The organism is Mycolicibacterium sp. Y3 (assembly GCF_051188035.1).
GTDB lineage: Bacteria > Actinomycetota > Actinomycetes > Mycobacteriales > Mycobacteriaceae > Mycobacterium > Mycobacterium fluoranthenivorans.
In genome coordinates, this window is record NZ_JAVQLT010000001.1 from 4,286,015 (window position 1) to 4,311,410 (window position 25,396).

Here is a 25,396-nt window from a genome sequence, read left to right on the forward strand (position 1 = left end):
CATGTGTCTGGGGATACCGGGCCGGGTGATCCGGACGCTCGACGGCTACGGCGATCAGCTCGCGCTCGTCGAGGTGGCGGGCGAACCGCGCAAGGTGAACGTCGGCATGCTGCCCGAGGAGACGTTCGGCCCCGGTGACTGGGTGATCATCCACATGGGCTTCGTGGTCGAGAAGACCGACTCCGCGGGTGCGCACGCCGCACTGGACGGGTTGAAGCTGATGGGCAGCGGCACCGACGGGCCCGGGCCGTGACGGCCACCGATCGGCGCCGCCGGCTGAACATCCGGGTGCACGGCGTGGTCCAGGGCGTCGGCTTCCGGCCGTTCGTGTACACCACCGCGGCCGCGCTGGGCCTGGCCGGATCGGTGCGCAACGACAGCTCCGGCGCGATCATCGAGATCGAAGGCGACGCCGCCGACGTGGCCGGTTTCCTGACCATGTTGCAGGATCGGCCGCCACCCCTGGCGGTGATCGAAGCCGTTCAGACACAGGATGTTCCACCGCGAGGTGGCACTGGTTTCGCCATCGGCGACACCACCCACTCCGGTGCGGGCCGCACGCTGGCCTCCCCTGACGTGGCGATCTGCGATGACTGCGTCGCCGAACAGCGCGATCCCACCGACCGGCGATACCGGCACGCTTTCGTCAACTGCACCAATTGCGGTCCACGTTTCACCATCACGGCGTCCCTGCCCTATGACCGCGCCGCCACCACCATGGCGGCCTTCCCGATGTGTGGCGCATGCGCCCGGGAGTACGCCGACCCCGCCGACCGGCGCTTCCACGCACAACCCATCTGCTGCCCCGACTGTGGACCGACGCCGGCCTTCCAGGATCACGACGGGCACCGCACCCTCGGCGAGGACGGGCTGCGGCGGGCGCGAAACCTGTTGCGCCGCGGCGGGATCCTGGCCGTCAAGGGTATCGGCGGCTATCACCTGGCCTGTGATGCCGCCGACAGCGCAGCGGTCACCGAACTGCGGATCCGAAAACGCCGCGGCGACAAGCCGTTCGCGGTGATGGTCGCCGACCTGGCGACTGCGCACACCATCGCCGAGGTGAACCTCCCCGCCGAGCGGGTGCTGACGGGCCCGCAACGCCCGATTGTGCTGCTACCCCGCCGGCCCGGTGGCCCGGTGGCCGGCGCCGTGGCGCCGCACCTCCCCGACCTCGGTGTCATGCTGGCGTACACACCGCTGCACCTCCTGTTGTTCGGGCTGCCCGGTGACGAACCCGGCCCGACCGCACTGGTGATGACGTCGGGAAACCTCGGCGGCGAACCGATCTGCTTCACCGATGACGATGCGGTGGACCGGCTCGGGCCACTCGCCGACGGCTGGCTGATGCACGACCGAGCGATCCTGGCACCGTGCGACGATTCGGTGGTCCGGGTGTGTGCGCGGCGTCAGATACCCATCCGCCGCTCCCGCGGATATGCACCGCTGCCGGTCGCGCTCCCGGCACCGGTACCGCCGACTTTGGCGGTGGGGACCGACCTGAAGAACACCATGGCCGTGGCCGCGGGGAAGTACGCCTGGCTGAGCCAGCACATCGGCGATATGGACGATCTGGCCACCCTGTCGGCGTTCGACTCGGCCCGACACCATCTGCAGGCGCTGACCGGTGTGACGCCGGAGATCCTCGTCGCCGACGCGCACCCCGGCTACCGGTCGACGGCCTGGGCGCGCCGCAACGCCGCGGGCCGGCCGGTCCGGTCCGTGCAGCACCACCATGCCCATATCGCCGCGGTGATGGCCGAGCACGGTCTGGACGGTGCGCAGCCGGTTCTCGGGTTCGCCTTCGATGGAACGGGTTACGGCCCCGACGGCGCGATCTGGGGCGGTGAGGTGTTGCTCGCCGACTACAAGGGCTACCGGCGGCTGGCTCAGCTGAAGTACGTGCCGCTGCCCGGCGGGGATATCAGCGTGCTGCGTCCGTACCGGATGGCACTGGCACACCTGTGGGCGGCCGGCCTGCCCTGGGATGACGACCTGGCCCCCGTGCGCGCCTGCCCGGACGATGAACGCCGCGTACTGGCCCACCAGCTGCAGACCGGACTCGGATGCGTTCCGACGTCCAGTATGGGCCGGCTGTTCGATGCGGTGTCGGCACTGGCCGGAGTACGCCAGGTGGTCGCCTATGAGGCCCAGGCCGCGATCGAACTGGAAGGCTACTCACGCGACAGGTCCTGCGGCTCAACGGCGTACGTCTTCCCCATCGAAGCGGGCGACCCGGCGGTCATCGACCCCGGCCCGGTGTTGGCCGCCGTGCTCACCGACGCGCGACTCGGTGTGCCGACCGGCGTGATCGGGGCGCGCTTTCACCGGGCGGTCGCCGACCTGATCATCGAACTCGCCCGGACCGCCGCCCGCACTGCACCGGTCATCGCGTTGTCCGGCGGGGTGTTCCAGAATGCGCTGCTGCTCGGCCTCGCCGTGGACGGCCTGGACGCCCGAGGTTTCGAGGTCCTCACCCACCACCGGGTGCCGCCGAACGACGGCGGTATCGCGCTCGGCCAGTTGCTGGTGGGGAACTCGTCGTGAGAGATGTCGGCTGAAAGAAGGAGGAGCCATGTGTTTGGCAGTTCCGGGAAAGATCCTCAACCTTGCCGACCGGGACGGCACCCTGATGTCGCTGGTCGACTTCGGCGGCATCCAGAAAGAAGTCTGCCTGCAGTACATCCCCGACGCGGCGGTCGGCGACTACGTCGTGGTTCATGTGGGATTTGCGATCCAGCGCCTCGACGAGGAATCGGCCAAGCGGACGTTGGCGGAGTTCGAGCACCTCGGGGTGCTCGACGAGGAATTCGGGGACGGATTCGAGATCGCGGCAAGACAGGCGGGGCTGACCCCGCCGGAGCGCACGGCAACCACCGAGGTGACACCATGAAATATCTGGATGAGTTCAGCGATCCCGCACTGGCCGGCAAGCTGGTCGAACAAATCCGCGTGGCCACCAGCAGACGCTGGTCGATCATGGAAGTCTGCGGTGGACAGACACATTCGATCATCCGGCATGGCATCGACCAGCTGCTGCCCGATGAGATAGAGATGATCCACGGTCCCGGCTGCCCGGTCTGCGTCACACCGCTGGAGATGATCGACAAGGCCCTGGACATCGCCGCCCGACCCGAGGTGATCTTCTGCTCGTTCGGCGACATGCTGCGGGTACCGGGCAGCGCGAAGGATCTGTTCCGGGTCAAGAGCGAGGGCGCCGATGTCCGGGTGGTGTACTCGCCGCTGGATGCGCTGACCATTGCGCGCGAGAACCCGGATCGGCAGGTGGTGTTCTTCGGCATCGGCTTCGAGACGACCGCACCCGCCAACGCCATGACCGTGTACCAGGCCAAACGCCAAGGTATCGGCAACTTCTCGCTTCTGGTGTCCCATGTGCTGGTGCCGCCGGCGATCGCGGCGATCATGGAGTCGCCGACGTGCCGGGTGCAGGCCTTCCTTGCCGCCGGGCACGTGTGCTGTGTGATGGGCACCGGCGAGTACCCGCCGCTGACCGAGAAGTACCGGATCCCGATCGTGGTCACCGGGTTCGAGCCGCTGGACATCCTGGAAGGCATCCGGCGCACAGTGATCCAGCTGGAATCCGGCCGTCACGAACTGGAGAACGCCTATCCGCGCGCGGTGCAGGAACAGGGCAATGTCGCCGCAAAGGCGATGCTGGCCGACGTCTTCGACGTCACCGACCGCACCTGGCGTGGCATCGGCATGATCCCGCGCAGCGGTTGGCGATTGTCGCGCGCCTACCGCGACTTCGATGCCGAACACCGGTTCTCGGTGAGCGGCATCCACACCGCCGAGTCGGCGATCTGCCGGTCCGGTGAGGTGTTGCAGGGCCTGATCACACCACATGAGTGCGCGGCGTTCGGCCGCGAATGCACCCCCCGCAATCCGCTGGGCGCGACGATGGTCTCCTCGGAGGGCGCCTGCGCCGCCTACTACCTCTACCGACGACTGGAGGTGACCCATGTCTGACGTATCGATCGACCTCGAATCGTGGGTGTGCCCCGCACCGCTGCGCGATGCGCCCAACATCGTGATGGGGCACGGCGGAGGTGGTGCGATGTCGGCGGAGTTGATCGAACATCTCTTCCTGCCCGCCTACGGCACGGCGGCCGACGCGGAGCTCGGCGATGCCGCGGTCATCGGGCTGGGCGGTGTGCGGCTGGCGTTCTCCACCGACACGTTCGTGGTGCGGCCGTTGGTCTTTCCCGGCGGCACGATCGGCGATCTCGCGGTGAACGGAACGGTCAACGACCTGGCGATGATGGGCGCGCAACCGCTGGCCTTGTCCACCGCGTTCATCCTGGAGGAAGGCACCGCGCTGCAGGACATCGCCCACGTGGCGAGCGCCCTGGGCACCGCCGCGCTGGCCGCCGGGGTCCGGCTGGTCACCGGAGACACCAAGGTGGTCGACGCCGGCCACGGCGACGGCGTCTTCATCAACACCGCCGGTATCGGCGTCGTCGACGACCGGGCCGATATCCGTCCACAGCGGGCGGTCCCGGACGATGTGGTGATCGTCAGCGGCGATATCGGGGTACACGGGGTGGCGGTGCTCAGTTGCCGCGAGGGCCTGGAGTTCGCGACCACCATCGCCAGTGACACCGCGCCGCTGCACGGTCTGGTGTCCGCGATGCTCGACACCGGTGCCGATCTGCACGTGCTGCGCGACCCCACCCGCGGCGGCGTGGCCGCCACCTTGAACGAGATCGCCACGGCCGCAGGCGTCGGGGTGGCGCTGGACGAACGCAACTTCCCCATCCCCGGCGAAGTGCGCGACGCGTGCGGACTGCTCGGCTTGGACCCGCTGCAGGTGGCCAACGAGGGCAAACTGCTGGCATTCGTGCGCCCTGCCGACGCCGACCGGGTGCTGGCCGCCATGCGCGCCCATCCGCTGGGTGCGCACGCCGCCGTGATCGGTCACTGCGTTCCCGACCATCCGGGCATGGTGGTGGCACGGACCGCACTCGGCGGTACCCGGGTGGTGGACCTGCCCATCGGTGAACAGCTACCGCGGATCTGCTGAATGGGCCCGGATACCGCGCACGACGACATACCGCCGGGCCACGCGCTGTTCGCCCGGTACGCCTATCCGCCCAACGAGCTGGGTTACTGCGGGCCGGTGAATCCGGATGCCCGCGGCCCTTCAGGACTCGCCGGCCACGCCGTCGAATTCGACGGCGCCTGGCCGTACCTGCGAGCCCTCGCGGACGCGGCCGGCCTCGACGATCCGCTCGACGCCGAGGTGGTCCGCGCCTACTGGGTGGGCGGCGCCCTGCTGGCTGACGTCGACCCCCGGGAGCTGCTGCAGCGGCTGCGCACCGCGTTTCACCGACAGGCCAGCGGGATGTTGACGGCCCCGCTGGATCCGGCCGGGGTGCTCGCCCACCACAGCTTCCACGTGTTCGCGGTCTATCCCTGGATCCGGTTGCTCGATCGCGACCCGGCGACACCGCTGCGCGTCTTGCAGAACTGCCGTATCCGCTGGGGAACGGTCGTATCGGTCACCGACGAACACGTACTGATGCTGTCGCGGCCGCTGACGTTCACCGACGGCGATCTCCGGCTGGGAGCGCCTGTCCCCGAACACGTCCGGTGGCGCCGCGACGGTGTGGCGCTGGTGGCCCGGCCGGTACCGGGTGAGGCCGTCTCCGCGCATTGGGACTGGGTGTGCGGGATCCTCGATGACACCGAATGCGCCGCACTGGACACCGCCACCGCCACGACACTGGAACTGGTCGCGGCGGCGCGGGCTCACCACACGTCGCGCGGCACCTCGAAGTCCGCACAGAGTGCCCGCCACACGTCGCGCGGATCGACGCCGGCCTCGATGGCCTCCGCAGCGGTACGCCCGATCCCACTCAACACGTGGTCCACCAGCACCGAGGCGCCATAGGCCGCGCCGAACTGCCCGGTGACACGTTCGTTGAATTCGGTGAGCCGCACGCCACCAACCTACCCAGCAGCCGACAGCGCGTCATGGCACACCCGTACCGGATCCGCCACCGTGCCGGCACTCGCCGCAGCCCGTTGCGCCGCGGTGCGATGGGACGGGCCCGACAGCACCCCGGACACCGCCGTCACCAACGCTTCCGCCGACAACGGCCGGATCAGCGGCCCGCTACCTTGCCGCACAACACGATTGGCAATCTCCCACTGGTCGCCGCCGCCGGGTACCGTCACCAGCGGCACGCCGTGCAACAAGGTCTTGGACACGATCCCGTGCCCACCACCACACACCATCACATCGGCCTGGGCCAGGAGTTCGTCTTGGCGGCCCAGCCCCACCACCGCCCACGGCGGGATCTCCATATCGGCGCCGGCCAGCCGGGAAACCGCCACCCGCGTGCCCCCGGGCAGATTCTGCCCGGGCCTCAACGCCGACAGCGCGACCTCCGCCAGGCCGGCGGTCCCGGTCGTCGCCGTCGACGGTGCGACCACCACCAGTGGCCCGTCACCCGCCGGAGGGTGCAGCACGTGCGAGGTCGGCTCGAAATGCAGCGGCCCGACCACCACGGCCTCCGCCGGCCAATCCGGGCGGGGCACCTCCAGGGCCGGAAGGGTGGCGATGAGCCGGCGCAACGGACCCGGATCTGCTGCCGGCAGCCCGATTCCGGCGCGCGCCAGGGACCGCTGCCGGTCCCCGTCTCGGACCGACCGTGCCGTCAGGGCCCGCATCAGCCCGTCCCGGGCCCGTCCGCGCAATCCCACACCCGGGGCGAGGCCGCTGCCCAACGGCGGCAGGCCTTTCGACGGCAGGTACAGCGGATGTGGGTTGAGTTCGACCCACGGCAGCCCGAGCAGTTCGGCCGCCATCCCCCCGCACACGGTGATGACATCGGAGACCACCAGGTCCGGCGCCAGCGAACGCAATCCCACCATATTGAGCTGCGCCATCCTGGCCGCACGGTGGTGGATCTTCGCGCCGGCGTCGCCGTCGTCCTCGCCGTCCTGCGGATCCAGCCCGGCCAGCAGCACCGCATCGACTCCGGCGACCCGGGCGGTCTCCAGCCACTGCGCGCCCGTCAGCAGCGTCGGTGCATCGCCGGCAGCCAGGAAGCGCAGGCACAGTGCGATCGCCGGGAATGCATGTCCGGGATCAGGCCCGGCGACCACCGCGACGCGCACGCGCCCACCCTGCCACACGCGCCACCCTCTACCCTGAGAGACATGACCGAGCAGCAGGTGGCCGCCGAGCACCGGGCGGGGGCCGACAACATCGCCACCGTCGAGGCATTCCTGAACGCACTGCGCGCACCCGACCTGGATGCCGCCGCCGAACTTCTCGACGAGAATCTCGTCTACCAGAATGTCGGCTTCCCGACCGTCTACGGCCGCCGCCGTGCCATCAAGCTGTTCCGCGCCATGGAACGGCCCAGCCTCGGCTTCGACGTGTCGATCCACCGCTCGGCCGCCGACGGTGCGTCCGTGCTCAACGAACGCACCGATGTGCTGATCTTCGGCCCCGTGCGGCTGCAGTTCTGGGTGTGCGGGGTGTTCGAGGTGCACGACGGCCGCATCACCCTGTGGCGCGACTACTTCGACCAGTTCGACTTCGCCAAGGCCATCGTGCGCGGCGTGCTCGGCGCGGTGATCCCCGCCCTGCGTCCCCAGCTGACATGAGCGAACGCACCACACCCAATCTGTTCCAGCTGATCGGCTACTGCTGCAACCGGCGACTGCCCGATTCGATGCTGGACTGGGTCCGCAACGACCTGACCGGACCGGGCGCGACCCGGCGTGTGATGGTGCGCGTGCTGGTTCCGGCGGTGCTGATCCTCATCCCGTTCTGGTTCGTCCCCACAGACTTGGTCACACGGGCGAGCATGACGATCCCGATCCTCATCCCGTTCATCTATTTCTCGCACGCGCTGAACAAGATCTGGCGCAAGCACATGCTTCGGGTGCACGGTCTGGACCCGCATCTGATCGACAAGATCCAGCGGGAAAAAGACGCCGACAAGCACCGGTCCTACATCGAGCGGTTCGGGCCACGCCCGGACGGTGCCGAGACGGGCACGCACGACATCTAGGCGATCTAGGCGCCGCGCAACTGGCCCAGCTCGTGGTACGCCTGCGCCCAGCCCTGCAGCCGGTCGGTGGCCCCGGTCAGCTCGTCGCGGTAGCGCGCGGCCGTCGTCGGCGCGTTGACCGCCGACACCAATTGCGCTGCAGCGGTGACCATTTCGCCATACTGTCGAGCGCCGGCGTGCAACTGGACGGTGAACGCGTCGATGGTGGGCGCCAGATGGGTCCTCGATTGCGGTGACACGGCGGCGGCCCGCTCCATCGCCACCACCTCGGTTGCCGTCGCGGTCATGGTCGACGCCGTCTGAGCCGCCACCATGGAAATCTCGCGCAGTTCGCCGTCGGGTAGCAGCCGCGATCGCGACAGCACGCCCAGCAGCGACAGCAGTCCGCGTTCGGAGGAAGCCAGCGCCGCCATCGGTGCGCGGGACACCGACCCGCGGGGCGGCAGCCGTCGCGGCGCGGCGGTCTCCGGCAGCGGTTCACGCCGCAACCAGCGATACCGCAGGAACAGCAGAGTGGTCGGGAAAGCGGCAGCAGCAGCGATCGCACCGGTGACGATGAGCGCCCACACCGGGGTGCTCCAGGACGCCAGCACGCCGGTCACCAGGATCCAGAATCCGGTGGTGGCCGCGAAGAACCACGCCAGCCGCCGCGCCCAGCGCCGCTTACGCAGCAGTTTGGCGCGCGGGTCGGCGGCGGCGGCCAGCTTCTGGGCAAGCACATCGGAGAACTCGGCAGCGGTGTCGATACCGCGCTGCATCAGGCCCGAGATGGTCTCCCGGCGGCCCGACTGCGAACTCCCCATCATGTGCGAAACCTACTGGGAGAGCCGGTCTTCGGGAGCAGCCGCCGGCGGGTTGACGGCCGGCCCGGCCGGCGCGGCAGCAGCGCCGCCGGACGGGAGTGCCTCACCGCGCATCGACGCCCTGATCTGCTCCAGCCGGGAATGCCCGGCCATCTGCACGCTGGCCTGCTGCACTTCCATCATGCGGCCCTGCACCGAGTTCTGGGCCAGCTCGGTGGCGCCCATCGCGTTGGCGTAGCGGCGCTCGATCTTCTCCCGCACTTCGTCGAGGTTCGGGGTGGTGCCGGGCGCGGCGATCTCGCTCATCGACTGCAGCGACTTGCTGACCTGCTCCTGCATCTTGGCCTGCTCGAGCTGGCTGAGCAGCTTGGTGCGCTCGGCGATCTTCTGCTGCAGCACCATCGCGTTCTGCTCGACCGCCTTCTTGGCCTGGCCGGCGGCCTGCAAGGACTGGTCGTGCAGGGCCTTGAGGTCCTCGACGCTCTGCTCGCCCGTCACCAGCTGCGCCGCGAACGCTTCCGCGGCGTTGGTGTACTCGGTGGCCTTGGCGGCGTCCCCGGCGGCGGTGGCCTGGTCGGCCAGCGTCAGGGCTTGGCGGACGTTGGCCTGCAGCTTCTCGATATCGGCGAGTTGACGGTTCAGGCGCATCTCCAGCTGCCGCTGGTTGCCGATGACCTGGGCAGCCTGCTGGGTGAGCGCCTGGTGCTGACGCTGCGCCTCTTCGATGGCCTGCTGGATCTGGATCTTCGGGTCGGCGTGCTCGTCGATCTTGGAGTTGAACAGCGCCGTGAGGTATTTCCACGCCTTGACGAACGGATTGGCCATGGGAACGTTTCCGCCTTCGTATCTGTCGAGATTGCGCTTTTGCTTGGTGCCAACCTATCGGTTAACCAGGGCGTCAGGCCACCGCCATGGACACAACCTGAGGAATGACGACCTTCGTGGTCTCGTCGATACGTCCGACGCCGTAGCCCGCACCCGCCTCCTGACGCGCCATCTGTTCACCGGCGTCGAACAGCACGCTGGACAACGGCACGTCGAGCGCTTCGCAGATCGAGGCGAGCAGCTCGCTGGACGGCTCCTTGCGGCCACGCTCCACCTCGGACAGGTAGCCCAGGCTGACCCGGGCGGCGTCGGACACGTCGCGCAGGGTCCGGCCCTGGGCGGTCCGCGCATGCCGCAGCACCTCGCCGATCACCTGGCGCAGCAATGTCGTCGTCATCGCGGTCTCCTTCAACGTCGGGCGGGTTGACCTACTCGGATCAACGCGACCGGTGCGCCGTCGGTTCCCGAAGTCAGGAACGTGTCCGGGAATCCTTGATGGCCGAGATCACATAGTCGATGCCCGTCAGCACCGTCAGCACCACCGCGACCCACATGATCACGGTCGCCGTCGAGAACCAGATGGGCGGCCACGCCGTTAACGGCAGGATCAGAAGGCCGATCGCCACCGCCTGGACCAGCGTCTTCAGCTTGCCACCGCGGCTGGCCGGGATGACCCCGTGCCGCAGCACCGCCAGCCGCAACACCGTCACACCGATCTCGCGGACCAGGATCACGACGGTGATCCACCAGGGCAGATCGCCGAGCATCGACAGACCGACCAGGGCCGCGCCGATCAGCAGCTTGTCCGCGATCGGATCGGCCAATTTGCCGAACTCGGTGACCATGCCGTAGCTGCGGGCCAGCGCGCCGTCGAAGTGATCGGTGATGACCGCCACCGCGAAGATCACGAATGCGATTGTCCGCCAGAACGTTTCATGGCCGTCACCGATGAACAGGGTGTAGACGAACACCGGCACGAGGACCAGGCGCACGCCCGTCAGCAGGTTGGCGATATTGGCGACGGACGCGCGGGGTACCGCTGGATCGATATCTGGTTGGCCCGGCACGGGCATCAGAATATCGGTTGCGCATGCCGATACTCTCGCTGCTGTGAATGAGGCGCCTGATCAGCTGGTCGATCCCCTGATTGTGCGCAGGGCCCGGACGTCCGATGTACCGGCCATCAAAGCGCTCGTCGACATCTACGCAGGGAAGATCCTGCTGGAGAAGAACCTGGTCAACCTCTATGAGGCCGTCCAGGAGTTCTGGGTCGGCGAGCTCGATGGCCAGATCGTCGGCTGCGGTGCCCTGCACGTCCTGTGGGCCGATCTGGGTGAGGTGCGCACGGTCGCGGTGCACCCGAAGGTGCGCGGCGCGGGCGTCGGGCACCGGGTGGTGGCGCAGCTGCTCGATGTCGCGCGCGAACTGCACCTACAGCGCATCTTCGTGCTGACCTTCGAGACCGATTTCTTCGGCCGCCACGGGTTCACCGAGATCGAGGGCACCCCGGTGACCGCCGAGGTGTACGAGGAGATGTGCCGCTCCTACGACACCGGTGTCGCCGAGTTCCTCGACCTGTCCTACGTGAAACCGAATATCCTGGGCAACACCCGGATGTTGCTCACGCTCTGAGAGCCCGCCGCTCTAGAAGTCCTCGTCGTCGGCATCGGCGCCGTTGGCGTCGGCCCCACCGCGGATCAGTGCCAGCGTCCCGGCCAATTCGTCGGGCTTGACCAGCACCTCGCGGGCTTTGGATCCCTCGGACGGCCCGACGATCTGACGGGTCTCCATCAGGTCCATCAGCCGGCCCGCCTTGGCGAAGCCGACCCGCAGCTTGCGCTGCAGCATCGAGGTGGAGCCGAACTGCGAGGACACCACCAGCTCGACGGCCTGCAGGAAGACGTCCATATCGTCGCCGATATCGGGGTCGACATCGGTGCGCTCACCGGTCGGCTTGGCCTTGGTGACGCCGTCGATGAATTCGGGTTCGGCTTGGGCCTTGGTGGCCTCGACGACGGCGTGGATCTCCTCGTCGGTGATGAACGCACCCTGCATACGGGTCGGCTTGTTGGCACCCATCGGCAGGAACAGCCCGTCACCCATGCCGATCAGCTTCTCTGCTCCGGGCTGGTCCAGGATGACGCGCGAGTCGGTCAGCGAGGAGGTGGCGAACGCCAGCCGGGACGGCACGTTCGTCTTGATCAGGCCCGTCACCACGTCCACCGAGGGACGCTGGGTGGCCAGCACCAGGTGGATACCGGCCGCGCGCGCCTTCTGGGTGATCCGCACGATCGCCTCTTCGACATCACGCGGCGCGGTCATCATCAGGTCGGCGAGCTCATCGACGATGGCCAGGATGTAGGGATAGGGCTTGTACACCCGCTCGCTGCCCAGGGGTGCGCTGATCTCCCCCGAACGCACCTTCTCGTTGAAGACGTCGATGTGGCGCACGCGGGACGCCTGCATGTCCTGGTAGCGCTGTTCCATCTCCTCGACCAGCCAGGCCAGCGCCGCGGCGGCCTTCTTCGGTTGGGTGATGATCGGCGTGATCAGGTGCGGGATGCCCTCGTACGGCGTGAGCTCCACCATCTTCGGGTCGATCAGGATCATCCTGACCTCTTCCGGGGTGGCCCGGGCCAGCAGCGACACCAGCATCGAGTTGACGAAACTGGACTTACCCGAGCCGGTCGACCCGGCCACCAGCAGGTGCGGCATCTTGGCCAGGTTGCACGAGATGAAGTCGCCCTCGATGTCCTTGCCCAGCCCGATCACCAGCGGGTGATGGTCGCGGCGGGTGCTCGGCGCGGTGAGCACGTCGGCCAGGCGCACCATTTCCCGGTCGGTGTTGGGCACCTCGATACCGACGGCGGACTTGCCCGGGATCGGCGCCAGCATGCGCACACTCTCGGTGGCCACCGCGTAGGCGATGTTGCGGTGCAGCGCGGTGATCTTCTCCACCTTCACGCCGGGGCCCAGCTCGACCTCGTAGCGGGTGACCGTCGGCCCACGGGTGCAACCGGTGACCGCGGCATCGACCTTGAACTGCTGCAGCACCGAGGTGATCGCATCGGTCATGTGCTCGTTGGCGGCGGTGAGCTTCTTGGGCGGTTCGCCGGCGATCAGCAGGTCCAACGCCGGCAGCACGTACGGCCCCTCGACGACCCGGTCCACGACCAGGGTGTCGTCCTGCTTCTTCTTGGGCGTCTCCAGCTTCTTGCGGACCGGTTTGGACGCTTCGATCGCGCGTGGCTCCGGCAGGGTCGGCGCTGCGCTCGCCCCGCCATATCCCGTCGCTGCGCTCGCCCCGTCGTCATCCGAGATCGGTTCCGGCAGCGGGTAATTGTCCATCGGCGTACCAGCCGGGCGAGTCAGCTCGGCGGTCGGCCAGGTCTGGATATCGCCGTCACCGTAGGTGGCGGGATCGTCGTAGTAACCGTCGGAGAAGTCGTCGGCGTACTCGTCCGACGCTGCGCGATTGTCGTCGTACTCGTCGTCGTATTCGTCGTACTCATCGTCAAAAGCCCTGGTGCGGAACATATCCCGCAAGGTGTCGGGCAGTTCTCTGATCGTCGTGCCGGTCACCAACAGCAGACCGAACAGCACCCCGATGACCAGCAGCGGGGTGGCGATCCACACGGTGAGCCCGTCGGACAGCGGGCCACCGATCGCGAAGCCGATGAAACCCGCGGCATGCCGGCGGGCGTCGGGATCCTGGGGTCCGCCCGACCAGATGTGCCACAGACCCAGCACCGGCAACGCGATCATCACCGAGCCCAGAATCAGGCGCGGGCGGGCATCGAGATCGGGTTCGGTGCGCATCAGCACCACCGCGACAACACCGAGGATGAGCGGCACCAGCACCACGGCCCCACCGATCACCGTGCGTACCGCGATATCGACCCAGCCGCCGACGGGACGGGCCGCGTCGAACCACGAGCTCGCCGCGACGATCACCGCGACACCGAGCAGGGCCAGCGCGATGCCGTCCCGGCGATGCCCCGGCTCGAGCTCGCGGGCACGTCCCACCGAGCGGGCGGTCGAGCCGGCGCCCTTGGCCAGCATCAGCCAGCCCGCCCGGGTGCCCCGGCCGACGGCGGCACCCGCGGTCGCCAGCGGCGACGAGTTCCGGCGCGGCGCGGGCCGGCCCGACTTCGCGGGCTTTCTGCGAGGGGCAGCGGGACGCGCGGGCTTGGCGGCGCCGCGGGTGCTGCTCGCCGAACCAGCCTTTGACCTGGTCGAACGGGTCGAGGACCTGGCTGCGGTCTTGTTGGCCATGGCCTCAAGCCTAGTCGCAATAGCCTCAGATTCAACATCTGCCACACCTGTCACAAATGGGTCTCGATTGCCTACCGATGCGTCATCACATGCGGAAATGTCCCGGGTCGCTGCGCTCGTGAGCTATGAACGTAGACTGGACAGCTGTCTGGTCACACTCATCGAGGAGCCGCCTAGTCATGCCTGTTGTCGTCGTCGCCACCCTGACCGCCAAGCCTGAGTCCATCGACCTCGTTCGTGACGCCGCCAAGACGGCGATCGAGGCCGTCCATTCCGAGCCCGGCTGCGAGCTGTACTCGCTTCATGAGGCCAATGGCACCTTCGTCTTCGTCGAGCAGTGGGCCGATGAGGAGGCGCTCAAGACGCACAGCACCGCGCCCGCGATCGGCGCGTTGTTCGGCACCATCGGTGAGCACCTCGACGGCGCACCGGATATCAAGATGCTGGCGCCGGTGGTCGCCGGCGATCCCGCCAAGGGCAAGTTGCGGTAGGGCACCCGTGGCCGCCCTGACCGGCAAAGTCGCCTTCATCACCGGCGCCGCGCGAGGCCAGGGTCGCGCGCACGCGCTGAAACTGGCGTCCGAAGGCGCCGATATCATCGCCGTCGATCTGTGTGATCAGATCGCGTCGGTCCCCTACCCGCTGGCCACCCGTGACGACATGGCGGCCACCGTCAAGCTCGTCGAAGAGTCCGGCGCGCGCATCTTCGCCACCGAAGCCGATGTCCGCGACCGAGATTCCCTCAAGACCGCGCTGCGGGCAGGTACCGAGGCGCTCGGCGATCGACTCGATATCGTGATCGCCAACGCGGGTATCGCGCCGATGGCCGACGAGAACGCCTGGCAGGATGTGCTCGACGTGAACCTCACCGGCGTCTACCACACCGTCGACGTCGCGATGAAGCCGATGATCAAGTTCGGCAACGGCGGGGCGATCGTGCTCACCAGCTCGGTGGCCGGACTGGTCGGTCTGGGCTCGCCGGTCGGCGGGTCGGTGGGCTACGCCGCGGCCAAACACGGTGTCGTCGGCCTGATGCGGGTTTACGCGAATTTCCTGGCGCAGTTCAATATCCGGGTGAATTCGGTGCATCCCGCGGGGGTGAACACCCCGATGATCGACAACGAGTTCACTCGGTCCTGGCTTGAGGGTATGGCGCAGCAGTCCTTTCGCGGACCGGATATGACCAATGCCCTGCCGGTGCAGACGCTGGAACCCGAGGACATTGCCAATGCGGTGTACTGGTTGGTGTCCGACGCGGCGCGCTATGTGACGGGGGTGGCGCTCCCGGTGGATGCGGGGTACGTCAACAAACGCTGAGCACAAATAAAGGGGGGCGGCCGATGGCAGGGAATCCGGAGGCGCAGACGGCTTTCGGGCCCATGGTGCTCGCGGCGATCGAGCACCATGAGGCGCCGCAACGCCGGTTGGTCGACGACGATCTGGCGCAATCTTTTCTGCCCGGTGGCATGCGCACGGTGGTCCGGTTGCTGCGCCTCGGCGTGCTGCGCCGGGCGGTGATCGCCGCATCTGAGCGGTCCGGTCCCGGCCTGTGGGCCAGCATCGCCTGCCGCAAACGCTATATCGACGAACGCGTCTCCGATCCGGTCACCGAGTTCGACACCGTCGTCATCCTCGGTGCGGGCCTGGACACCCGCCCCTACCGAATTGCCCGCTACAGCGATCTCCCGGTGTTCGAGGTCGATCAGCAGCTCAACATCGACCGCAAAACCGCCACGGTACAACGGGTTCTCGGCTCGGTACCGGCGTCGGTACGCCTGGTGAGCGTCGATTTCGAGCGGGATGACGTGGTCGCCGCGCTGGCCGCCGCAGGTTTCCACGACACCGGCCACACCTTGTTCATCTGGGAGGGGGTCACCCAGTACCTCACTCCGGGAGCCCTGCACGCGACCTTCGAGCAGCTGCGTGCCGTCGTACCCGGCAGCCGGATGATCTTCACCTACATCCGGCAGGACTTCCTCGACGGCGCCAACCTGTACGGCGCGCGATCGTTGCACCGCCGGTTCCGCGAACGCCGCCAGGTGTGGAAATCTGGTTTCGTGCCGGAACGGGTCGAGGAGATCCTGGCCGGCTACGGGTGGCGGTTGATCGAGCAGGCCGGGCCGAGCTACTACCGCGACACCTACATCCGTCCGACCGGACGGAAACTGGCCGCCTCGCCCATCGAGTGGGCCGCGGTGGCGGTGCGGGTCTGATCAGACCTCGATCACCGTCGGCACGATCATCGGCTGGCGGCGGTACACCTCACCGACCCACTTGCCGACGGCTCGCCGCGCCGCCTGGGCGATGCGCCCGGTATCGGTAACCTGCTCGCCGGCAAGGCGTTCCAGTTCCTGCTGCACCTTCAACGCGGCGGGCTCCAGCGCCTTGGGATCCTCGGAGAAGCCGCGTGAGTGCAGATGGGCGGGGCCTGCCGGCTTGCCGGTGCCCCGATGCACGACCACCGTTACGGCGATGAAACCGGAAGCGAGGGTGAGCCGTTCGCCGACAACAGATTCGCCGACGTCGCCGGTGATCAGACCGTCGACAAACATCTTGCCCACCGGCACGGCACCGGCGATCGATGCCACGCCGTTGACCAGGTCCACGCTGACACCGTTCTCGGCCAGCATGATGTTCTCCTCCGGCACCCCACTGAGCACTGCCAGCTTGGAGTTCGCGCGAAGGTGGCGCCACGTGCCGTGCACCGGCATCACATTGCGCGGCCGCACCCCGTTGTAGAGGAACATCAGCTCACCGGCGTAGGCGTGACCCGTGACATGCACGCGCGCTTGAGCATTGGTGATGACGCGGGCACCGATCTTGGACAGCGAGTCGATCACGCCGTACACCGCCTCCTCGTTGCCGGGGATCAGTGACGACGACAGGATGATCAGGTCCCCCGCGGTCAGCGTGATGCTGCGGTGCTCGCCGCGCGACATCCGCGACAGTGCGGCCATCGGCTCGCCCTGGGTACCGGTGGTGATCAGCACGACCCGATCTGCGGGCAACAGTTCGGCCGCGCCGATGTCGATGACCTTGGAGTCGTCGACCTTCAGGAATCCGAGATCACGGGCGATGCCCATGTTGCGCACCATGGACCGGCCGACGAAGGACACACTGCGGCCCAACGCGACCGCGGCATCGATGATCTGTTGCACCCGGTCCACGTTGGAGGCGAAGCACGCCACGATCACCCGGCCGTCGGCGCCGCGGATCAGCCGGTGCAGCGTCGGTCCGATCTCGCTCTCCGACGGGCTGACGCCGGGATGCTCGGAATTCGTCGAGTCACACAGGAACAAGTCGACGCCGGCGTCGCCGAGCCGTGACATGCCGGGCAGGTCGGTGGGACGCCCGTCCAGGGGCATCTGGTCGAGTTTGATATCACCGGTGGCCAACACGGTTCCCGCACCAGTGTGCAGCGCGACGGCCAGGCAACCGGGAATCGAGTGATTCACCGCAAAGTACTGACATTCGAAGACCCCGTGCGTGGTGCGCTGTCCCTCCGCGACCTCGATGAACACTGGTTTGATGCGATGCTCACGGCACTTCTCGGCGATCAACGCCAACGTGAACTTCGAACCCACGATCGGGATGTCGCGCCGCAATTTCAACAGGTGCGGGATGGCCCCGATGTGATCCTCATGTGCATGCGTGATCACGACGGCATCGATCTCGTCGAGACGGCTCTCGACGTGCCGGATATCCGGCAGGATCAGGTCCACCCCAGGTTCGTCGTGGTTGGGGAACAGCACCCCGCAGTCGATGATCAGCAACCGGCCGAGATGTTCGAAAACCGTCATATTGCGACCGATTTCGCCGATACCACCCAGCGCGGTCACTCGCAGACCACCCGGAGCCAACGGCCCCGGCGGAGCAAGATCAGCCATCATGCCAACACGCCGGCGGCGCGCAGATCAGCGGCCAACTTCTCGACCTCGGCCGGTTCGGCGGGCACCTGCGGCAGCCGTGGATTGCCGACCTCGATGCCTTGCAGACGCAACGCTTCCTTCGACATCGTCACCCCACCCAACCGGGCCTGCGCTTCGCAGAGCGGCCCCAATCCTGCATTGATCTTGCGCGCGGTGGCGATATCGCCGGAGTTGAAGGCGGACAGCAACTCTCGCAGCTGCCCGGCAGCCACATGGCCCCAGACGCTGATGAAGCCGGTGGCACCCATCGCCAGCCACGGCAGGTTGAGCGCGTCGTCGCCGGAATAGTAGGTGATACCCGTCTCGGCGATGATCTGACCGCCGCCGTGCAGATCGCCCTTGGCGTCCTTGACCGCGACGATGTTCGGGTGCGCCGCCAGGGTACGGATGGTGTCCCACTCGATGGGGACCACCGAGCGCGGCGGGATGTCGTAGAGAATGACCGGCAGGTCGGTGGCGTCGGCGACCGCGGTGAAGTGCGCCACCAGACCGCGCTGGGTCGGCCGCGAGTAGTACGGCGTCACCACCAGCAGACCGTGCGCGCCTGCGGCGGCGCTGGCCTGGGCCAGATGAACGCTGTGGGCGGTGTCGTAGGTGCCGGCACCCGCGATGATCCGCGCGCGGTCCCCGACTTCCTCCAGCACGGCCTCAAGCAGGGCGACCTTCTCGTCGTCGGTGGTGGTCGGCGACTCCCCGGTGGTTCCGGAGATCACCAGGCCGTCACACCCGGAGTCGACCAGATGTTTGGCCACCTTCTTCGCACCGGCCAGATCAAGCGAGCCGTCCGGGCCGAACGGCGTCACCATGGCAGTCAGCAGGGTGCCCAAACGCGCGCTGACGTCGATTCCGGTGGTGCTCACGGGGGCAAGATTACCCGGTGGTAGGTCCCATTTATGCATCCCGGGGGTGGTCAGAGCCGGACGCCGGCCCTGCGGGCCCGCCGACGCGGCGTTAGGGTCGCGCATGAGCCTTGCCCGCCGTCTGCTCGACGTGATCGATCTCGATGTGCTTCCGCTCACCGAGCGAGGTGTGAGCGCCGGGAACAAGGTGTTCGGCGCGGCGATCCTGCGCAAGGACGACCTGTCCCTCGTGATCGCGGGGACCAATGACGAGACAAGTAATCCGCTGTGGCATGGCGAGGTGCACACTCTCAAGCAGTTCTACGAGCTCCCCCAGCATCCACCGACGGCAGAACTGCTCTTTGTGTCCACCCATGAACCGTGCACGATGTGCATGTCGGCGATCACCTGGGCTGGTTTCGACAACTTCTATTACTTCTTCAGCCACGAGGACTCCCGGGATGCTTTCGCCATCCCCCACGACCTGTTGATCCTGAAAGAGGTCTTCGGTCTGGAGCCCGGCGGTTATCGACGCACCAATGCGTTCTGGACGGCGTACTCCATCCCCGATTTGGTGTCCGCCGAAGAGGAACCGCTGCGAACCGAGCTGCTGGCCCGGCGCCAGTTGATCGAGGACCGATATGCCGTGCTGTCGGTGCAGTACCAGGAATCTAAAGGCGGTAACGAGATTCCGCTGAGTTAGCGGCGAGCGGGCCCGGCCGAGAACGGCCCGACCCGACTCACTCCACGAGCACGCCGGCGCGGCGCATCGCCGTGGAGATGTTCTCGAAGTCGATGGCCACGTGCGCACGCGCCAGCGCCTCGGCATCGTCACCGCGACCGTCCGCGATGGCGTCGATGAGCTGCTCGTGCTCACGCAAGGCCCGAATCTCCATCTGCCGCATGGTCTCGGGTTCACCCCACACGTGCGCGGGCGCGCCGATGCTCACCGAGGCCTCCAGTTCCAGCAGCACCTGTTTGAGGACGGCGTTGTGCGCCACGTCCATGATGGCCAGGTGCAGCGCACTGTCGGCCTGTTGTGCCGCCAGTCCGCTCTCGGCATCGCCGTACGCGGCCAGCCGGTCCCGCAGCATGGCGATATCGCCTTCCGAACGGGATTCGGCCGCCGCCCGGCAGACCGCGCCGTGCAGCCGGCAGATGGCGTCGCACCGGTCACTTAGCTCCCCGACCCGGATGGTCAGCGTGCGCCCCACCGAGTCGGTGGAGGATTCCGGCCATTGCAACAGCACGTAACTTCCGCCACCGCGACCCCGCCTGGTTTCGACCAGTCCCCGCTCGACCAGCCGGGCCAGCGCCGCACGTACCGTCATCCGGCCGACACACAGGGCCGCGGCGAGATCTCGTTCGGACGGTAGCCGCGCCCCGGGCAGGTACTCCCCGATGGCAATGGCCGTGACCAGCCGATCGGTGATCTCGTCCACCCGCGAAGGCGACTGAAGTCGGCTCTCCAAGAGTCCGGGCATGCCCACGCCGACCGACCGGGTCATCGCGGCACTCCCTTCCACACTCATTGCCCACAGTATCGATACCGAATGTTAAAAGCTGATTAATGGTCTTGCAGCGAGACCTTTAACGTCCCATGCATGAGCCTCATGCCACGTTTCACCCGCATGGTCCCGTTCCGCGAGCACGAGACCTGGGTCCAGATCACGACCCCCGACAACCCGCGCCCCGCGGCGCTGCCCCTGATCGTCCTGCACGGCGGACCCGGGATGGCGCACGACTACGTCGCCAACATCGCCGCGCTCGCCGACGAGACCGGCCGCACCGTGGTGCACTACGACCAGATCGGCTGCGGCCGCAGCACCCATCTGCCCGACGCGCCGACCGACTTCTGGACCCCAGAACTGTTCGTCGAGGAATTCCACGCCGTCCGGACCGCGCTGGGCATCGAGTCCTACCACGTGCTGGGACAGTCCTGGGGCGGCATGCTCGGCGCCGAGATCGCCGTCCTGCGACCCGACGGGCTGGCGTCGCTGTCCATCTGCAACTCCCCGGCGTCGATGCAACTGTGGGTCGAGGGCGCAGCCGAACTGCGGGCGCAGCTCCCCGCCGACACGCAAGCCGCCCTGCACCGCCACGAGGCCGACGGCACCGTCACCGATCCCGAATACCTGGCCGCCACCGAAGAGTTCTACCGCCGCCACGTCTGCCGGGTGGTGCCGATGCCCAAGGACTTCGCCGACAGCGAGGCACAGATGTTGGACGAGCCCACCGTCTACCACACCATGAACGGCCCCAACGAGTTTCACGTCATCGGCACGATGCGCCACTGGACGGTGATCGAGCGCCTGCCCTCGATCACCGCACCCGTGCTCGTCGTCGCCGGCGAATTCGACGAAGCCACCCCGGCGACGTGGCAGCCCTACGTCGACCACATCCCCGACGCCCGCAGTCACGTCTTCCCCGACAGCAGTCACTGCACGCACCTGGAGAAACCCGAGGAATTCCGCGCGGTGATCGCGGATTTCTTGGCCCTGCACGATCTGGCCGCCGACGCCCGGGTCTGATCCCCACCACCAATCCGACAGGACACACCCATGGCCACCACCTCTGCCCACCTCACCACCGGTGAGGGGCAACGCAGCCTCGAATCATTCGGGTACAAACAGGAACTCAACCGGTCGATGTCGACCGTCGACCTCATCGTCTACGGGCTCGTGTTCATGGTGCCCATCGCGCCGTGGACCATCTTCGGCACCGTGTACAACAGCGCCTCCGGCATGGTGCCGCTGGTCTATCTCATCGGCCTGGTCGCCATGGTGTTCACCGCACTGGCGTACGCACAGATGGCCAAGTCCTTTCCGCTGGCCGGCTCGGTGTTCGCCTACGTGGGCCGCGGCATCCACCCCGGACTCGGGTTCTTCGCAGGCTGGGCCATCCTGCTGGACTATCTACTGATCCCCACCTTGCTGTACGTGTTCGCGGCAGAATCCATGATCGGCATCTTCCCGGGTACCCCGCGCTGGGTGTGGGCCGTCGTCTTCGTGGTCGTCAACACCGTCATCAACCTGCTGGGCGTCGGGTCGCTGAAGATCGTGAACCGACTGTTCTTGGCCATCGAGCTGGTGTTCCTGGTGGTGTTCGTGGTCATCGCGGTGCGCGCCATCAACGGCCAGACCCTGCCCCATGTCATGTGGAGCACGACACCGATCTGGAACTCGGGCGCCATCAGCGCCCCGCTGATCGCGGGCGCCCTGTCCATCGCCGTGCTGAGCTTCCTCGGCTTCGACGGGATCTCCACGCTGGCCGAGGAATCCACGGGCAAGCGCAATCCCGCGGGCCGCGCGATGATCATCGCGTTGTTCGTCGTCGCCGGCCTGTTCATCGCCCAGACCTGGCTTGCCAGCCTGCTCGCCGGCGGCCGCGAATCCTTCAGCGACGACGAGGTCGGTAACGCCTTCTTCCTGTTGGTGCAGGCCGCCTCGAACACCGGTTGGATGAACGCGTTCTTCGTGGTCAACGTGCTGGCCGTGGGATTCGCGAACGCCATGGCGGCTCAAGCCGCGACCAGCCGGCTGCTGTTCTCGATGAGCCGGGACCGTCAGCTGCCGGCATTCCTGTCCATCATCAGCTCACGTCGGGTGCCGTTCGCCGCCATCCTGGTGGTCAGTGCGCTGAGCCTGGTGCTGGTGCTGTTCTTCGTGGGCCAGATCGGGCTGATCTCCTCACTGGTGAACTTCGGCGCCCTGTTCGGGTTCTGCCTGCTGCACATCTCAGTGGCCTGGTACTACCTGGTGCGCCAGAAGTCGAAGAACTACCTGCTGCACCTGGTGGTGCCCGCGGTGGGCTTCACGATCATCGCCTACGTCCTGTTCAATGCCGATCCGCTGGCGAAGATCGGCGGCCTGGTGTGGCTGGCGATCGGCGCCATCGTCTTCGGCGTCAACGTCGTACGCGGCCGGCGCGCATCGGTCCCCGTCCACGACGCGTAACCGCCGCCAGTCAACCGCGCAAAGTGATACCGCCGGCGATCGCTGGCGGTATCGCTTTCCACTCTCGAGCGCTCGGGCCCGGCGCCGCGCCGCTACCCGGGAAAGACATAGCCGCACCGCCGCATTCGACCCCGCTCACCTCTTCAGCTGTGAAATTCCTCAGCAAATGGGCTGGCAACCCGGGCCAATCGGACTGGTTCGGTCGTACCGAATGACTGGCGGATATTTACTACGTTTGCAACCGCAAGTTTGCTTTGCCGCATACAGGAGTCAGGGTATCGACATCTATCGCCGAAACTGTTCAATCACAGGTGAATTGATACCAGTCTTGCACATTGGTCCCGTCGGTTCAATTGGCGAATGGCATGCGCGGACAGTTTGCCGGAATTCGAATAATTGTTTCCTCCTATGAGGAATATATGTGCGCACTGTGTTAATAGTTGCGCACACAATTCGCTGGGAAATACTGACAATTCCTGTCAACCTGCTTAAGGTCTGCAGCATTCGCTGGAGCACTTTTAGTAGAGAGTGACTGGAGTCATGGCAATGAAGAAGATCCTTGGCCGCTGTGGCACTGATTCGGTCAAATTCGGCGCCCCACTGTTGGCCGCGATCGTGGTGACCGCAGGCGCGCATCTGTCTACGCCGCCGGAACCCCCTGCCATCCGGCAAGCCTCGTCGCCCTACGTGTTGACCGCCACGGTCGACACCAGTTCGACCGCGGCGGGCATCGCCGAATCCGACTTCTACTACATGTCCGCTGACGACCTCGCCTCCGCCATGGACAGCCTGGACTCGCTGGGTGTCACTCAGATTCGCATCCTGGTGCCCTGGCGCAACATCGAAGCTACCGAGGGCGAGTACGACTGGTCGAGTCTCGACACCGTCATCGCCGCTGCCGCCGAACGCGGGATCGCCGTCACCGCCTGTGTCACCAGTACCCCGACCTGGGCCTCGGACTACGGCTACACCGTCGCCAACGGGGAACCGTCCGATTACACGGACTATGCGTCGTTCGTCAGTGCACTGGCCACCCGGTACGGCGCCAGTGCCAATGACGGAAACCAGCTGATCTCGGCGTACGAGATCTGGAACGAGCCCAACGGATATCTGGGATGGTCACCGACGCCGTCGGCGCAGGACTACACCGAACTTCTCAAAGCGGCCTACACCGCCATCAAGAAAGCCGACCCCGATGCCACCGTTATCGGCGGGGTGGTGGGCTCCGGAGTTTCGCTGGGTACGGACACGATCAATGCCGTCGACTTCATCGAGCAGATGTACGCCGCCGGTGCGGCCGACTACTTCGACGCGCTGTCAATCCACCCCTACGGCTTGGCGAGTGAATTCAGCGCCGGCACCGGCACGGTCGATTCGGCCATCGAGCAGGTAAAGGCGATCCGCGCCCTGATGGATGCCAATGGCGATACGGACAAGCTGATCTGGGCCACCGAGTACGGCATGCCCACCTCCGGCTCGTACACCGAGGCAATGCAATCGGAGTTTCTCCAGGATTTCCTCGAGGCGTGGTCGACGCTGTCCGGCGTGGGACCGATGTTCGTCTACTCACTGGTGGACCAGAACACCGGCGACGGCAACATCGAGGACAACTGGGGCCTGTACACCGACGACTGGACCGCCAAGGATGCGGCGGCTGTCTTGGCCGCCTGGCTGGCAGCCAACCCCACCCTGGCCGAAGCCGGGTACACGCCCGTCTTCCCCACCGAGACCGACGGCGGCAACGCGTACACCCGATTCGTGAAGAACCTGCAGCAGTTCATCGTCTCGATCAAAGCCACGATCGGCACCACGTTCGGCGCCGCGTGGGCGCAGCTGACGAGCATCAAGGTGATCGCCACCGCGGTGGCCAACAGTCTTTCGACGGCGGTGGGCAACGTACAGACCAGCGTTGCCACGGCACTGAACAGCGTGGTTAGTGCGGTCACGACGGCACTGTCGGCCGCCAAGGCATCGACCACATCGACGACCACCGGCACCACCGCCCTGGCGGCGACGGCAAAATCGGCCACGGTGGCCTCGACAGTCACCGCCGAGGCGGATACCACCGCCGCAGAGACGACGGCGATATCCGAAACCTCCACGACATCAGCAACATCGGCGGTATCCGAAACCTCGGCGACGGTCGCGGCATCCGCGGCGACTCAGACGGCGTCGACCGACACCGTCACGGCTACCACCACGGAGGAGAAGGCAGCCACCACGGCGGAGACGCCCCCGACCGCCGACACTACGACGGACACCGCCGCCACCACGGATACCGCGAAGGATTCCGGCACCTCGGGGTCGACGGACACCTCATCGACCACCAAGGCGGGCGATACCGATGCGGCGTCCGACACCACGACGGCGTCGACGCCCACGAAGACCCCCAAGCCGCCGAAGAAGACCAAGCGGACCAAGCCCACCAAGGCGACCGCCGATGAGTCGACATCCTCGACAGCGTCCACCACGTCGCCGCGGCGCACCGGACCGTCAACCGAGCAGGGCGCCGCAACCCACCGTCAGCCTGAGGCGTCCGAGGCCCGCAGCTCCGAGTCGACGAGCACCTCGCACGAGAGTGCCGACTAGGGCTCGTTGACGTCGTCCTGGAGTGCTGTCAGGCAACGCCCGTAGACAAATAATCTCGTTCGTCCACATATCCGGCTTGAAACGGGAAGAGCGTGCACACCAATCAGACGCCACGCCAGCTCATCGCCGTTC

The 25,396-nt window shown here is 67.0% G+C and carries 25 protein-coding genes and 1 pseudogene; 16 read left to right on the forward strand and 10 right to left on the reverse strand.

Annotated features, from left to right (window positions below; all coding sequences use genetic code 11):
* The first annotated feature begins 1 nt into the window (after window position 1).
* From QN239_RS20915 to QN239_RS20940, 6 genes and pseudogenes are all read left to right on the forward strand, one after another.
* Window positions 2-253 carry a HypC/HybG/HupF family hydrogenase formation chaperone gene (locus QN239_RS20915; protein WP_499013160.1) on the forward strand — a complete coding sequence of 84 codons (252 nt, stop codon included), beginning with the start codon at window positions 2-4 and terminating at the stop codon, window positions 251-253.
* Complete coding sequence (hypF, locus tag QN239_RS20920) at window positions 250-2,544, forward strand: carbamoyltransferase HypF (protein WP_499013161.1); 2,295 nt, start codon at window positions 250-252, stop codon at window positions 2,542-2,544. The genes QN239_RS20915 and hypF overlap by 4 nt, the downstream gene beginning before the upstream one ends.
* A 28-nt stretch (window positions 2,545-2,572) precedes the next feature.
* Complete coding sequence (locus tag QN239_RS20925) at window positions 2,573-2,890, forward strand: HypC/HybG/HupF family hydrogenase formation chaperone (RefSeq protein ID WP_090356574.1); 318 nt, start codon at window positions 2,573-2,575, stop codon at window positions 2,888-2,890.
* A complete protein-coding gene (gene hypD, locus QN239_RS20930) occupies window positions 2,887-3,987 on the forward strand; it encodes a hydrogenase formation protein HypD (protein ID WP_499013163.1) in 1,101 nt (366 codons plus the stop codon). The genes QN239_RS20925 and hypD overlap by 4 nt, the downstream gene beginning before the upstream one ends.
* Window positions 3,980-5,041 (forward strand): hydrogenase expression/formation protein HypE, encoded by a 1,062-nt coding sequence (hypE, locus tag QN239_RS20935; protein ID WP_499013165.1) that lies wholly within the window; start codon window positions 3,980-3,982, stop codon window positions 5,039-5,041. The genes hypD and hypE overlap by 8 nt, the downstream gene beginning before the upstream one ends.
* Window positions 5,042-5,758 (forward strand): annotated as a pseudogene (locus tag QN239_RS20940) (DUF6390 family protein); the annotation flags it as partial.
* A gap of 11 nt (window positions 5,759-5,769) precedes the next feature.
* Here QN239_RS20940 and QN239_RS20945 read toward each other — a convergent pair.
* The gene (locus QN239_RS20945) at window positions 5,770-5,961 is read right to left on the reverse strand and encodes a DUF3046 domain-containing protein (protein ID WP_090356579.1); all 192 of its coding nucleotides are present in this window, start codon (window positions 5,959-5,961) and stop codon (window positions 5,770-5,772) included.
* Between the two features lie 9 nt (window positions 5,962-5,970).
* A complete protein-coding gene (locus tag QN239_RS20950; protein ID WP_499013166.1) occupies window positions 5,971-7,143 on the reverse strand; it encodes a glycosyltransferase in 1,173 nt (390 codons plus the stop codon).
* A 42-nt stretch (window positions 7,144-7,185) separates the two neighbouring features.
* Here QN239_RS20950 and QN239_RS20955 point away from each other — a divergent pair, with 42 nt between their 5' ends.
* Window positions 7,186-7,638 carry a limonene-1,2-epoxide hydrolase family protein gene (locus QN239_RS20955; protein WP_499013167.1) on the forward strand — a complete coding sequence of 151 codons (453 nt, stop codon included), beginning with the start codon at window positions 7,186-7,188 and terminating at the stop codon, window positions 7,636-7,638.
* A complete protein-coding gene (locus QN239_RS20960; RefSeq protein WP_167158752.1) occupies window positions 7,635-8,048 on the forward strand; it encodes a DUF5313 domain-containing protein in 414 nt (137 codons plus the stop codon). Before QN239_RS20955 ends, QN239_RS20960 begins: the two co-directional genes overlap by 4 nt.
* Before the next feature lie 5 nt (window positions 8,049-8,053).
* Here QN239_RS20960 and pspM read toward each other — a convergent pair whose 3' ends face one another.
* From pspM to pgsA, 4 genes are all read right to left on the reverse strand, one after another.
* Window positions 8,054-8,854, reverse strand: a complete 801-nt coding sequence (pspM, locus tag QN239_RS20965; RefSeq protein ID WP_499013169.1) for a phage shock envelope stress response protein PspM — start codon at window positions 8,852-8,854, stop codon at window positions 8,054-8,056.
* Window positions 8,855-8,863: 9 nt separating this feature from the next.
* Entirely contained in the window at window positions 8,864-9,676 is an 813-nt protein-coding gene (gene pspA / locus QN239_RS20970) for a phage shock protein PspA (protein ID WP_090356587.1), read from the reverse strand.
* A 73-nt stretch (window positions 9,677-9,749) separates the two neighbouring features.
* On the reverse strand, window positions 9,750-10,073 hold the full coding sequence (gene clgR / locus QN239_RS20975; RefSeq protein ID WP_090357243.1) for a transcriptional regulator ClgR: 324 nt from the start codon (window positions 10,071-10,073) through the stop codon (window positions 9,750-9,752).
* A 73-nt stretch (window positions 10,074-10,146) separates the two neighbouring features.
* Window positions 10,147-10,749, reverse strand: a complete 603-nt coding sequence (gene pgsA, locus QN239_RS20980) for a CDP-diacylglycerol--glycerol-3-phosphate 3-phosphatidyltransferase (protein WP_499013171.1) — start codon at window positions 10,747-10,749, stop codon at window positions 10,147-10,149.
* Window positions 10,750-10,825: 76 nt separating this feature from the next.
* On the opposite strand from pgsA, the gene QN239_RS20985 reads away from it, so the two are divergent.
* Complete coding sequence (locus QN239_RS20985; RefSeq protein WP_090357247.1) at window positions 10,826-11,308, forward strand: amino-acid N-acetyltransferase; 483 nt, start codon at window positions 10,826-10,828, stop codon at window positions 11,306-11,308.
* 12 nt (window positions 11,309-11,320) lie between these two features.
* Here the strand turns inward: QN239_RS20985 and QN239_RS20990 are convergent, their stop codons facing one another.
* Window positions 11,321-13,951, reverse strand: coding sequence for an FtsK/SpoIIIE family DNA translocase (locus tag QN239_RS20990; protein WP_499013172.1), 2,631 nt, complete (start codon window positions 13,949-13,951; stop codon window positions 11,321-11,323).
* Window positions 13,952-14,130: 179 nt separating this feature from the next.
* Between QN239_RS20990 and QN239_RS20995 the strand changes: the two genes are divergently transcribed.
* From QN239_RS20995 to QN239_RS21005, 3 genes are read left to right on the forward strand one after another with little or no spacing between them, the layout of a single operon-like run.
* Window positions 14,131-14,442: a putative quinol monooxygenase gene (locus tag QN239_RS20995; protein WP_090356591.1), complete on the forward strand. Its 312-nt coding sequence runs from the start codon at window positions 14,131-14,133 to the stop codon at window positions 14,440-14,442.
* A 7-nt stretch (window positions 14,443-14,449) separates the two neighbouring features.
* Complete coding sequence (locus QN239_RS21000) at window positions 14,450-15,268, forward strand: mycofactocin-coupled SDR family oxidoreductase (RefSeq protein ID WP_090356593.1); 819 nt, start codon at window positions 14,450-14,452, stop codon at window positions 15,266-15,268.
* Between the two features lie 23 nt (window positions 15,269-15,291).
* Entirely contained in the window at window positions 15,292-16,164 is an 873-nt protein-coding gene (locus tag QN239_RS21005; RefSeq protein WP_499013173.1) for an SAM-dependent methyltransferase, read from the forward strand.
* Here the strand turns inward: QN239_RS21005 and QN239_RS21010 are convergent, their stop codons facing one another.
* Together QN239_RS21010 and dapA are read right to left on the reverse strand one after the other, a co-directional pair.
* On the reverse strand, window positions 16,165-17,841 hold the full coding sequence (locus QN239_RS21010) for a ribonuclease J (protein ID WP_499013175.1): 1,677 nt from the start codon (window positions 17,839-17,841) through the stop codon (window positions 16,165-16,167). It lies immediately after the preceding gene.
* Window positions 17,838-18,779, reverse strand: a complete 942-nt coding sequence (gene dapA, locus QN239_RS21015) for a 4-hydroxy-tetrahydrodipicolinate synthase (RefSeq protein WP_499016896.1) — start codon at window positions 18,777-18,779, stop codon at window positions 17,838-17,840. The genes QN239_RS21010 and dapA overlap by 4 nt, the downstream gene beginning before the upstream one ends.
* A gap of 64 nt (window positions 18,780-18,843) precedes the next feature.
* Here dapA and QN239_RS21020 point away from each other — a divergent pair, with 64 nt between their 5' ends.
* Window positions 18,844-19,422 (forward strand): tRNA-specific adenosine deaminase, encoded by a 579-nt coding sequence (locus tag QN239_RS21020; protein WP_499013176.1) that lies wholly within the window; start codon window positions 18,844-18,846, stop codon window positions 19,420-19,422.
* Window positions 19,423-19,459: 37 nt separating this feature from the next.
* Here QN239_RS21020 and QN239_RS21025 read toward each other — a convergent pair whose 3' ends face one another.
* The gene (locus tag QN239_RS21025) at window positions 19,460-20,227 is read right to left on the reverse strand and encodes a FadR/GntR family transcriptional regulator (protein ID WP_499013177.1); all 768 of its coding nucleotides are present in this window, start codon (window positions 20,225-20,227) and stop codon (window positions 19,460-19,462) included.
* A gap of 96 nt (window positions 20,228-20,323) precedes the next feature.
* On the opposite strand from QN239_RS21025, the gene QN239_RS21030 reads away from it, so the two are divergent.
* The 3 genes from QN239_RS21030 (at window position 20,324) to QN239_RS21040 (ending at window position 25,264) form a co-directional block, all read left to right on the forward strand.
* Window positions 20,324-21,250: a proline iminopeptidase-family hydrolase gene (locus QN239_RS21030; RefSeq protein WP_499013179.1), complete on the forward strand. Its 927-nt coding sequence runs from the start codon at window positions 20,324-20,326 to the stop codon at window positions 21,248-21,250.
* Window positions 21,251-21,280: 30 nt separating this feature from the next.
* Window positions 21,281-22,675 carry an APC family permease gene (locus tag QN239_RS21035; RefSeq protein ID WP_499013180.1) on the forward strand — a complete coding sequence of 465 codons (1,395 nt, stop codon included), beginning with the start codon at window positions 21,281-21,283 and terminating at the stop codon, window positions 22,673-22,675.
* Between the two features lie 546 nt (window positions 22,676-23,221).
* Entirely contained in the window at window positions 23,222-25,264 is a 2,043-nt protein-coding gene (locus QN239_RS21040) for a beta-galactosidase (RefSeq protein ID WP_499013181.1), read from the forward strand.
* The last annotated feature ends 132 nt before the right edge of the window (window positions 25,265-25,396 follow it).